The organism is Rhodococcus sp. CH91 (assembly GCF_022554085.1).
GTDB lineage: Bacteria > Actinomycetota > Actinomycetes > Mycobacteriales > Mycobacteriaceae > Rhodococcus.
On the sequence record NZ_JAKFYR010000005.1, the window covers coordinates 1 to 11,700 of the forward strand.

General features: G+C 62.9%; 10 protein-coding genes. 9 read left to right on the forward strand and 1 reads right to left on the reverse strand.

The annotated features are described in order from the left end of the window. Positions 1 to 35 precede the first annotated feature (35 nt). A complete protein-coding gene (locus MOM01_RS11185) occupies positions 36 to 1,061 on the forward strand; it encodes a site-specific integrase (RefSeq protein WP_241385827.1) in 1,026 nt (341 codons plus the stop codon). A gap of 5 nt (positions 1,062 to 1,066) precedes the next feature. Next, positions 1,067 to 2,092, forward strand: coding sequence for a hypothetical protein (locus MOM01_RS11190; RefSeq protein ID WP_241385511.1), 1,026 nt, complete (start codon positions 1,067 to 1,069; stop codon positions 2,090 to 2,092). Positions 2,093 to 3,327: 1,235 nt separating this feature from the next. Here MOM01_RS11190 and MOM01_RS11195 read toward each other — a convergent pair. Continuing rightward, on the reverse strand, positions 3,328 to 3,525 hold the full coding sequence (locus tag MOM01_RS11195) for a ferredoxin (protein ID WP_241385512.1): 198 nt from the start codon (positions 3,523 to 3,525) through the stop codon (positions 3,328 to 3,330). Between the two features lie 144 nt (positions 3,526 to 3,669). Here MOM01_RS11195 and MOM01_RS11200 point away from each other — a divergent pair, with 144 nt between their 5' ends. The 7 genes from MOM01_RS11200 (at position 3,670) to MOM01_RS11230 (ending at position 11,554) form a co-directional block, all read left to right on the forward strand. After that, positions 3,670 to 4,386: a TetR/AcrR family transcriptional regulator gene (locus MOM01_RS11200; protein ID WP_241385513.1), complete on the forward strand. Its 717-nt coding sequence runs from the start codon at positions 3,670 to 3,672 to the stop codon at positions 4,384 to 4,386. A gap of 143 nt (positions 4,387 to 4,529) precedes the next feature. Then, positions 4,530 to 5,666: a cytochrome P450 gene (locus tag MOM01_RS11205; protein WP_241385514.1), complete on the forward strand. Its 1,137-nt coding sequence runs from the start codon at positions 4,530 to 4,532 to the stop codon at positions 5,664 to 5,666. Between the two features lie 554 nt (positions 5,667 to 6,220). Further along, on the forward strand, positions 6,221 to 8,563 hold the full coding sequence (locus tag MOM01_RS11210; RefSeq protein ID WP_241385515.1) for a xanthine dehydrogenase family protein molybdopterin-binding subunit: 2,343 nt from the start codon (positions 6,221 to 6,223) through the stop codon (positions 8,561 to 8,563). Further along, positions 8,560 to 9,435, forward strand: coding sequence for an FAD binding domain-containing protein (locus MOM01_RS11215; RefSeq protein WP_241385516.1), 876 nt, complete (start codon positions 8,560 to 8,562; stop codon positions 9,433 to 9,435). Before MOM01_RS11210 ends, MOM01_RS11215 begins: the two co-directional genes overlap by 4 nt. Then, the gene (locus MOM01_RS11220) at positions 9,428 to 9,898 is read left to right on the forward strand and encodes a (2Fe-2S)-binding protein (protein ID WP_241385517.1); all 471 of its coding nucleotides are present in this window, start codon (positions 9,428 to 9,430) and stop codon (positions 9,896 to 9,898) included. The genes MOM01_RS11215 and MOM01_RS11220 overlap by 8 nt, the downstream gene beginning before the upstream one ends. 30 nt (positions 9,899 to 9,928) lie before the next feature. Continuing rightward, entirely contained in the window at positions 9,929 to 10,624 is a 696-nt protein-coding gene (locus MOM01_RS11225; protein ID WP_241385518.1) for an SRPBCC family protein, read from the forward strand. Positions 10,625 to 10,717: 93 nt separating this feature from the next. Then, entirely contained in the window at positions 10,718 to 11,554 is an 837-nt protein-coding gene (locus MOM01_RS11230) for a mycofactocin-coupled SDR family oxidoreductase (protein WP_241385828.1), read from the forward strand. Positions 11,555 to 11,700: the final 146 nt, after the last annotated feature.

Below are 11,700 nucleotides of genomic sequence, written 5' to 3' on the forward strand. Positions count from 1 at the left end.
AACGCCATCTACCACGCCGAACTCATTCTGAAACGATCAGTAACTACGCCGCGGACTGGGAACGGTTCACCACCTGGTGCGCCCGGGAAGGGCATGTCGCGTTGCCGGCGCATCCGCTCACCGTCGCCGCCTACCTCCACGACGCGGCATCGACGGTGTCGGAGGCGGGGGAGCGGGCCTACTCACCCTCGACGTTGGCCCGCTGGGTCGCCGGCATCGGCTTCCACCATCGCCGCGCCGGCCATTCCGCCCCCGGGGCGGACGAGCTGGTCACCGCGACCCTGTCCGGGATCCGGCGGGACTATGCCGCGGCGGGGGAGCGGCCCCGGTCTCCGCGGGCGCCGTTGCTTACCGCCGACATCGTCACCATCGTCGAGAAGATGCGGGCGGACAGCGGCAGTTGGGCCGCGGAGGTGTTGGAACGCCGCGACTCCGCCATTTTCTTGGTGGGGTTCGCCGGGGCGTTCCGCCGCAGCGAACTCGTTGCGCTCACCTGCAGTGACGTGTCCTTGCATCGGCTCGATGGCCTGCATATCCGCCTCCGCAAATCCAAGACCGATCAGGAAGGGCGGGGGAGTATCCGGGCGCTGCCGTTCACGCACAGTCATGCGAGTTGCCCGCCGTGTGCGTGGCTGCGGTGGGCGCAGGTCGTCGCCGCCTTCGACGCCGGTGGCCGGCCCGCCGTCATCCGGCTGCTGCGCACCGCCCAGCAGTTCGAGGCGCACGTGTGCCGTGGGTCGCGGCCGCGTATGGTGCCGGGCTCGCCGTGGTTGCGGGCGATCCGTAAGAACGGCAACCTCTCCGACACCGCCCTGTCGGGAGCGGCGGTACACAAAGCGATCCGCCGCCGCGCCGCCCAGGCCGGCTACGACCCCGAGATCGTCCAGCAGCTCGGTGGGCATTCGCTGCGGGCCGGGTTCGTCACCCAGGCTTTCCGCAACGGCGCCAGTGCGCACGCGATCATGCGCCAGACCGGGCACACCACTCCCGCCATGCTCGAAACCTACGCCCGCGAACACGCCCCTCTCATCGGCAACGCCGTCACCAACCTTGGACTCTGAGCGCGATGACCGATGCTGATCGGACAGTCCACCGCCGCAATGATGTTCACGATGCCGACCTTGGTTTGCGCATCCCGAGTCGCTACCGGCACGACTGGGCGCTGTTCGCGGACTGGTGCTCTGCCGCCGACCACCGGCCCATTCCCGCCGCGCCTGAGACCCTGGCCATGTTCCTGCACGAGCACCCGGCCGCGGTCGCGACGCAGCGGCGTCGCCTGTCGGTGATCAACGCCGTGCACACCGGGCACGGCTACCCCGCCCCGGGGCGCACGGAGACGGTTCGCCGACACCTCGACACCACCCGCGCTTCACGTCTCGATCGGCTCGGCCAGCTACTGCTGCAGCGAGCAACCGAGCTGCCCACTTTAGGGTGGCCGAGTGGGCTGTTCGGCCGCCGCGATGCCCTGCTGCTGGTCCTCGCCGCCACCGGCATGGCCTTCACCGACATCACCCGGCTGCGCCGCCGCGACCTCCGCCTCGACAGTGGCGCCCTGGTGGCCACCACCCGCGCTGGTGAACGCTTCCGGATCGCGCCGGTTCCCGAGACTGGGGACAACCCGGCCGCCACGATCTACCAGCGCTGGGCGGAGATCCAGACGTTTCTCGATCAACACCCGGGCACCCATCTGTTGCGCCATCACCTCACCGACCCGGTCGAGATCATCGCGGATCCGCTCGATGCGGAGCAGGCCCGCCAGCCGTTGCTGTGTCCGATCGACCGCTGGGGACACCTCCCACACGCGCAATCAATGGCTCCGCAGTCGGTGTCGATGCTGGTGCGGGCACATCTGTCCGGCCGGGCCCCGGTACGGAAGGTGGTGCCCGTTCCTCCGCAAGACGACAGCGACACCTCGGTTGAGCTTGAGATCGAGCTGGATCCGGACTACTACGACCGCGGTACCACCGCCCGGCGTCGTGACCACGAGGCACTCGAGGACCTCACCGACGTCTTTGGTGACATCGAACAACGGGCCGACGCCTTGTTGGATGAGCTACTCGCGATATTGGAGGAGCCGCAAACCTGCCGTTGATCGAGCAACACACGGCGCACAGCGCTTCGGCCACGCCGGCGCGCACATTGCGTTGCATGCACGTCCCGAACTGACACTGCATTACAAACGCCGAGGTAGGACGAGGTGATGAGCGAAGCCGTCATCTTCGACAGCTATTGCGGTGAGCCCCTCGCCTGGTGGCGAGTCGGCGACCTATCATCGGGTCCGAGTGGACCGGGCACGGCAACCGGGGCGATTACCGAGCGTGTGAGCCCGGCCGACGAGGTACGGAAGTACGGTCCGGTCACCGAGATGGGGCTGGGTCCACACGACGGGTTCGAATCTGCCACCTACGGCGCCATGAAATTCCTCGCAAAGTCCCTGGACCCACGCCGTACCGGGTCGCACCACCGGCGAGTCGGACTTCGGTGGCATCGATCTGGTAGCAGTCGCGGGTCGAGTCCAGGCGAATCGTCGCTTCGACGACCGGGCGTTCGCGGGCCCGTCAACGATGAGTCCATGGCGACGCAGGATCTTGTGGATCGTCGCGCGTGAGGGAACGGTCCATCCTCGAGTGTCCCCTCGGGTGCTGCCGGTCGAGGCCGGCGAGGTGGTAGACGATGGGGTCGGCACCGTTGTCGTGACGCAGGGGCCATCGCAGCTGCACGATCTGCACTTCGACCTGAGGTGGAGGGTGGTGCGGGCAGCGAGAACGCCGGTGGGACCATGGGGTCCACCAGACTTCTTGCTCGATTCGTTTCTTGTGCCGGTAGGCAGTGACGCGGAATATGCCGTTGGTCTCGCACCAGCGCGCGAAGCTGCCGTCGAACACTCGGCGTCCCGAATCCCGGATCAAAGATGGCACACCAATCTGGTTGACCCGGGATCGACGTGCTGATGCAGAGGTGTCCCGCCAGGGCACCTGTGATCCACAGACGACGTCGGGCGGACGACCGCCAAATTCTCAATGCTCCTGTGAGTGTCGCCTCCCGTTCACAGGTACCTCTCGACCGGGACGAACATTTTGAGGATCTCGTCACGGTACAAGATCCGTTGAGCCTGGTGTACCAGGGATTCGTGCTCGCGGACGGTATGTGCGAGCCACCGCAACCACCGCCGGGGGTTCTGATATTCGGACTTTGCTGGGTTCGACCTAACAGTTGCCGTATTCAGTACTCAAGCACTGGTCTGGGCTATATCGCGACAACCAGCAGCATTGATTCTGCTTACTTCAAGCAATGACCGACCGACGGTCACGTAGGTGTCGCCCCGGTTCACTGGTCCGCTAGTCGAATCGCCGTCGCTGGGCAAGCATCGGCCGATTCCCGGACCGAGCTGTCCAGTTCGGATGCGGGGTTCTCGATCAACAGCATCACCACGCCGTCACCGTCGCGCTGATCGAACACTTCCGGCGCGTGCAGTACGCACATCCCGGAACCGATGCACTTCTGAGTATCAACGGTCACCTTCATGAGAGATCTCCTTCTCATCGTTCATATGCGGCGCACCTATATGAACGAAAACCATTGGCAGACATGCGCCTGTCGAGTACGGTACATCACATCTCAGACGCGTGTCTGAGATGTTCTCGGGGGCGCCGGAGCGCGAGGAGTGTCATGCACGACATGATGATGACCATGCCCAAGAACTCGTCCGACTTCTCCTCTCAGCCCGTTTCACGAAAGGAGCAGGGCGAGGCCACGCGACAACTTTTACTCACCACTGCAGAACGGTTGTTTGCCGAACAGGGCATGGCTCAGGTTTCGATGCGACACATCGTCGAAGCAGCTGGGATCGGCAACAATTCTGCGCTGAAATACCACATCGGCACCCGCGTAGACCTGGTTCGCGCGATCATCCGGCGACACGGTGAACCGATCGCCGCTCGCACCCGAGAATTGAGCGAACAGGTGCGCGACTCCGACGACCTGCGCGACCACGTAGCAAGCTTCATCCGACCGCATATCGAGCACCTGGCCGAGCTCGGAAATCCGAGCTGGCAAGCACGCTTCATCGCTCAGGTGGACGTCGACCCGGTGCTCCGTGACGAGATTTTGACCGGCGCGCTGGTGCAAGTTCCGCGATACGACAAATGGTCCGGTGTGCCCGAGCTTCCGCCTGCCGAGGAGGCCCTACGGAGGCGGGCGGTGCGAATGGTCGTCCTGCACACCTGCGCCGCGGAGGAACGTCTCGCCGCGAGCACAGGAGTGCCCGCCGACTGGCACATGGTCGGCGAGGCTCTGATCGACGCAGTCACAGGAATGCTCACCGCCCCCCGCTACCCCCGACGCGCTCACTTCGCCCCCACCGCACATGAAGGGAACAGTCCATGAAAGCAACTGCGACGACCGCCCCGATCGGATCATTGACCGGCCGGCGACCTCTACCCCCCGAAATGTTCGAAAGGACCGGGTGTCCCTTCGACCCGCCCCCCGCACGGTTCCGATTACAAGAGGAACAGGGCCCGGTCGCAAAGGTGCCACTGCTCAATGGCGCACACATCTGGCTGATCACCGGGTATCAAGAAGTACGCAACGCCATTTCCGACACCCGCCTCAGCTCCGATGTGGTTCGCAACACCAACGCCATGTCCCTGACCCCGGAACAGGTGACGGCCGGCAACTGCCCCGCCCAGCCGGACATGCAACGTGCCGACGGCATGTTCATCTTCATGGATCCTCCGGAACACTCCCGGCTACGACGGGTACTTGCCAGCCAGTTCACCGTGCGTCGCATGCGTGCCCTGGATCAGCGAGTGCACGAGTTCACCGACGAACTCATTACCGCCATGCAGGACTCCGGCACCACGGCCGATCTCGTGGAAGATTTCGCGTTGGCTCTACCGTCACTGGTGATCTGCGAGCTCCTCGGCGTGCCGTACGAGGACCGGGCCGAGTTCCAGGAACGGAGCGCGATCACTCTCAATATCAACAATACTCCGGAACAGCAGCGCGATGCTGGGATCGCACTGTGGGAGTTCATGCGCAATCTGGTCACCGCCAAACGCGCCGCGCCCGGTGACGACATGCTCTCGGGCATGATCAGTGGCGAATTGGCGGCCGATCCACCGCTGACCGACGCCGAATTGGTCGACATCGGCGTGACACTTCTCGGCGCGGGCCACGAGACGACCGCCAATATGCTTGCGCTGAGCGTTTTTGCACTGCTCGAACACCCGGAACAGCTCGCTGCACTCCAAAACGATCCGACACTCATCGACGCAGCCATCGAGGAGCTGTTGCGGTACCTGTCGGTGTCGCATACCGGTCCGACTCGCATCGCGTTGGAAGACATCACCCTCGGAGGGGTCACGATTCCGGCCGGCGACACTGTCGTGATTTCGTTGCCCACCGCTAACCGGGACGAGACGCGCTGGCCGGAACCCGGCCAGTTGGATGTCACCCGCCCGCGCGACACCGGACACATGGCCTTCGGCTACGGCATCCACCAGTGCCTCGGTCAGCAGCTTGCACGTGTAGAGCTGCGCGTGGGACTCATCGAACTGTTCAAGCGCCTGCCAGGTCTCAGGCTCACCGTTCCGGCCGCAGAGATCCCACTACGGACCGACATGGTGGTCTTCGGAGTTCATTCCCTGCCCGTCGCATGGGGCTGACGCACACCACATCCGCCGGAGGTAACTCCGCACGAAAATTCGGGGCCGCGACCGTTGCGCTCCGCACGCACCCAGTCATCGGATCGGCACACTCCACGCGGCCGAGCCGGTACTGGGTGCGTGCTCTCACTGCGTCCGTGAGGAGCCTGTCCCGGGATGTCCGGCTCACCCGTGTCCCCGATCCTGCAGTCCGTTACACCCATTCGCAGCAACACTTCTGGGCGTTCGTAAACCGAAGTGGTTTCGACATCCGATCGGTGATTGACACATCGTCCTCCAACCTTTAACTTGACCACTGAGTATTGTTTCTCCGGGTGCAACGAAAATCTTGCAGCCTCGATCGACGGCACTGCGATGCACCTTCGAATGTCTTGTCGATGTTCGGAACGTCTTCACACCATGCAGTTCGTTGTCGTCGGGTTCGAGCCCGCGATTACGTAGGACCACAGCGCACGGTCGCAATCTGCAAGTACCGAAAGGAGTCAGGTGGTGACCCACAGTTCTCGACGTCTGACTATGCCTGAGCCGGAAACAGCACAGTCCCGAGCAGGCCGATGACTGCTACCGAAAAAGACACGCGCAGCTCAGTCGGCACCCGTGTCCCACGGATCGAAGACGCACGGTTACTCACCGGCGCAGGGTCTTTCGTGGACGATATCGTTCGACCAGGCATGCTACACGCGCATTTCTTGCGCAGCCCCTACGCTCGCGCACAGATTCTCGGTATCGACACCTCGGACGCGCTCGCGCTCGAAGGAGTCATCACGATATACCTCGCTGCAGATCTGAATCCCGGCGTCCACGAGTTCAGATACACGGCAGAACGTGTCGTCGGCAAACCGGTACGTCCGCCGCTGGCCGAGGGCGAAGTTCGCTTCGCCGGAGACCCGGTAGCACTCATCATCGCCGAAGACCGTTACATCGCAGAAGACGCCGCAGAGCGGATAGTCGTCGAATACGAGCCCCTGACACCGGTAGTCGATTACGAAACAGCCTACGAGAGTGACAATCTCGTACACTCAGTGTTTCCGGACAATCTGGCCGGCGAGATGGCCGGTCGACCGATGTCGGAATTGGAACCCCTCTTCACGAATGCCGCGCACGTTGTCGAGCAGACAGTGCACCAGCAGGCCCATATGCCGATACCAATGGAAACTCGTGGCGTGGTTGCCGAATGGTCGGCCGCGACGGGCGATATGACGGTCTGGGCGTCCACCCAGTCGCCGCACGAGGTGCGGATGGTGTGTGCACGAGTCCTCGGAATCGATGAACATCGGGTACGAGTGATCGTGAAGGACACGGGAGGCGGCTTCGGACAAAAGGTGGTGCCGCAGCGCGAGGACATCTGCGTGATGCTCGCTGCCAAGAAACTCGGGTCCTCACTGAAGTGGATCGAAGATCGGCAAGAACATCTGATGTCCGCGGGAATGGCACGCCAGGAGCATGGTACCGGTCGCTTCGCCTTCGATGCCGACGGAAGGATCCTGGCCGCCGACCTCGACTACGTGCAGAATGTGGGCGCTTACCCGATCACTTCTCCGATGACTGCAGGCGCAGTGGTCGGCATGCTATTCCCGGGACCGTACCGAGTACCCGAGGCGACATTCAGAACGAAGTTGGTGTATTCCAACACAGTTGGACGCACAGCCTACCGCGGGCCCTGGCAGTTCGAATCCATGGCACGTGAAGTGGCACTCGACACCGCGGCGCGGCGCCTCTGCATCGATCCGATAGAACTTCGCAGGCGCAACCTGCTACGAGTCGACGAACTGCCCGCGACGAACCCCAACGGCATGCCGTACTCGAACATCACACCGCGTGAAACATTCGAACAGGCACTCGAGATCCTCGACTATCCTGCATTTCGAAGCGAACAGCATCTCGCACGCATGGATGGCCGGTTCATCGGAGTGGGAACATGCACGTATCTCGAACCCACCACAGGAGCCACTGCATACCACGCCACGGAAGGTGCAACGATTCGCATCGAGCCCTCGGGCAAGGTCAACGTCTACGTTGCCGGCGGATCATGCGGAAACAGCCTGGAGACCACCGTGGTGCAACTGACCGCAGACGCGCTCAGTGTCGAGATCGGGGACGTCAACACGGTACAGGGCGACACCGCGGTCACTCCGTTCGGTGCGGGAACCGGCGGTAGCCGATCCGCGTCGATGACGGCCGGCGCCGTGGCTCAGGCCGCGGCGGTCCTTCGGAAACGGATTCTGGCAATCGCTGCGCACACGTTCGAAGTCGACACCGACGATGTGGAGTTCTCGCGCGGTCGGGCCACCGTTCGCGGTGTGCCGAACAGGGAGTTGAGCCTGACCCAGATCGCCGACATCGCATACTTCCAAGCTCAGACACTTCCGCCCGACATACCCTCAGGGCTGGAAGTCAGCGAGCGTTACCGGGCTGCCAGTCCCTTGATCTGGGCCAACGCGACCCATGTGTGCACATGCGAGGTCGACGTCGAGACGGGCGAAGTAACACTGTTGCGTTACATAGTGAGTGACGATTGCGGCCCCATGATCAACCCCAACGTGGTCGAAGGACAGATCTACGGCGGCACGGTACAGGGCATCGGTGGCGCTCTCTACGAACATCTCGCCTATGACGACGCCGGGAACCCGATCACGACGACATTCATGGACTACCTCCTCCCGACGGCCAACGAGACCCCCGTGATCGAACTGGGTCACATCGAAACCCCGGGCCCCGGCCCGGGCGGCTACAAAGGCGTCGGCGAAGGTGGAGCGATCGGATCTGCTCCGGCGGTGGTCAACGCCGTCGTCGATGCTCTTGCGCCCTTCGGAGTGGAAGTTGATCATCTGCCGCTGAGCCCCTCCAGGATCATCGACATGCTCGATGCCGCTCGCACCAAGGCGGTGAACAAGTGAAACCCTCCGCGTTCGAATATCACCGGCCCACCACACCCGAGGAGGCAGCCGAACTCCTCGAGGAGTTCGGAGACGAAGCGAAAGTCATTGCAGGCGGACAGAGTTTGATGCCGATGCTCAACCTCCGGCTGGCCGCTTTCGATCACCTGATCGATATTGCGCGTCTGACCGAGCTCAGCGGTATCACGCATGATTCGACTTCTGTCACTGTAGGTGCCACCACGAAACAGGCAACGATCGGCAGGTCGACCACCATCCGTACCTCGGTCCCCTTACTCTCCAGGGCGACATCGCTGATCGGCCACCTCCCGATCCGCAACCGCGGCACCATCGGTGGTTCCGTTGCCCACGCCGATGCCGCCGCCGAGTACCCGGCGGTGGCGTTGACTCTCGACGCGGAACTCGAGGCACTCTCCTCTGCCGGCCGCCGCACCATACAGGCGGCGGAGTTCTTCACCGGGATGTGGAGTACAGCGCTACGTGACGACGAACTTCTCACGAAAGTCACCTTCCCGAGGTGGGAAGGCCGGAGCGGGTACTCGATCGCTGAATTCTCCCGTCGCAAGGGCGACTTCGCTTTGTCAGGTGCCTGCGTGGCCGTGAAGGTCGACGAGAATGCGCGAGTAGAGCAGTGCAATATAGGGCTCTTCGGGCTGGGACCGGTGCCGATGCGAGCGACCGCAATCGAACGGTCCTTGGTGGGATGCTCGATCGACGCGCTGGAGGTGCGCGAGATCGGGCACGCCGCGGTAGCCGATTTGAGTTCTGTCCCTGCCGATCTGCACGGATCTTCCGCATACCGCACACGAGTCGGAGCAACTATGGTGGCGCGCGCCCTGACAAGCGCCCTCGAGGAGGCAATCGATGACTGACATCGAGATCACGGTCGAGATCAACGGCGCTGTGAGACGCTCGTCCATCGCGCCGAGACTCACGCTGGCAGACTTCTTACGCGTCGACTGCGGGCTGACCGGCACCCACGTGGGGTGTGAACACGGAGTCTGCGGCGCGTGCACGGTGATGATGGACGGCGAGGCCGTGCGCGCATGCCTCGTCTTCGCAGTGCAAGCAGACGGTACCCAGATGACCACCATCGAGGGCATTGCTTCGCCCGACGGCACGCTGGCACCGATCCAAGAGGCCTTCCGTGAGCATCACGCGCTCCAATGCGGGTTTTGCACACCCGGTTTCATTCTCACTGCTACGGCCCTGTTGCAGGAGAACCCCACCCCGACAGACGAAGAGATCCGAGACGGCATCTCCGGAAGCATCTGCCGCTGCACCGGCTATCAAGGGATCGTGGCGGCCATCCGTGCCGCATCGACAGCCACCTGAACTGCTGATTCGACCAATACAAGGATCTGCATGAAACTGGAGAACACCTTCTGCATCGCCGTTCCGGTCGATGAGGCCTGGCGTGTACTACTCGATATCGGACGTGTCGCGCCCTGCGTTCCGGGAGCGGCCATCACTTCCCGCGACGGCGATCAGTATTCCGGCAGCATCAAGGTCAAAGTCGGCCCGATCGCCTTGAAGTATGCCGGTATCATCGAAACGCGTTCGAAGGACGAAACCGCGAAGGCGGTGGTCTTCGAAGGTAGAGGTCGCGAGGCCCGAGGCAATGGCACGGCGAGCGCGGTCATCACGTGTCGGCTGTCCGGGTCGGACGGACATACCGATGTCTTCGTCGAAACCGAACTCGAAATCACAGGTAAGACCGCGCAGTTCGGACGTGGAGCTCTTGCTGAGGTTGCCAACAAGCTCATCGGGCAGTTCGCCGCCAACCTCGCAGAACAGATCCTTGTGTCTGCAGGAACTTCGAACGTTGATGCCTCGGAGAACGCAGGTCCACGGCTATCGGATGGCGCAGACCCGACCGACGTGGTAGCAAGCCAGGGCAGCTCGACGCACATCGCCGACCGCACTGCTCCTGCACCGCCGATAGAACTCTTCGGTATCGGTGGCCGACGTGGCCGTATCACCAGAGTGCTCATCCCCGCAGCGGCGGTGGTGCTTGCGGTCCCTCTGTTGATCCGGCGGCGCCACCGCACTTCTGCCTGAATCTCGGATTTCCGCGTTGATCGACGGGATCCACCCATCCGGTCGGAACGAGCGACTCAGTGGAGCCGCTCATGAACAGAAATGAGGCACAACATGTCAGGAAAGCTAGAAGGAAAAGTAGCCTTCATCACCGGTGCAGCTCGAGGGCAAGGTCGGAGTCACGCGATCCGGATGGCGAAAGAAGGCGCCGACATCATCGCGATCGATGTCTGCAAACAGCTCGACGGCGTCAAGATTGCGATGTCGACACCAGATGATCTCGCCGAAACTGCCGCCCAGGTCGAGGCGTTGGGCCGTCGCATACATGCCGTCGAAGCCGACGTACGCGACGAAGACGTCCTGGCCGAAGTCGTCCGCGAGGGCGTCGGCAAATTCGGTCGCCTCGATATCGTCGTGGCCAATGCAGGATTGGCGAGTGAAGGCGCAACCCTTGACGAAATGACGCAGAAGGCATGGCGCGACATGATCGACGTCAACCTGACCGGTGTTTGGACCACCACAAAGGTCGCTACTCCCCACATCGTGGCCGGTGGCCGAGGCGGATCGATCATCCTGACCAGCTCCGTGGGCGGCTTGCGTGGTGCGCGGCACATCGGCCACTACATCGCGGCGAAACACGGTGTCATAGGTCTGATGCGCACGCTGGCGTTGGAGCTGGGCGACAAGCGCATTCGTGTGAACACGCTGTGCCCCACCAATGTGGGCACACCGATGCTCCTCAACGACGAAACCTACCGACTCTTTCTACCCCACATGCCGAACCCGACGAAGGACGACTTCGCCAAGGTCGCTCAGATGGGCCAGGTCCTGCCGACACCGTGGGTCGAACCGGACGACATCAGCGCAGCAGCACTCTTTCTCGCCTCCGACGACGCTCGCTTCATCACTGGCGTCGCTCTGCCCATCGACGCAGGGACATTGCTCAGATAGGGCGGCCAGAGCAGGGGTATTCCGAACGCGACAGTCCGGCTCGTCCTCCTCGCGAGGTAATCGTTCGCTGATGCCTTCTTCGGCGAACGACCGTTCGGATCTGCGGCAGGACTGAGCAATCGATCGGCGCTCGGTCGACAGTAGCC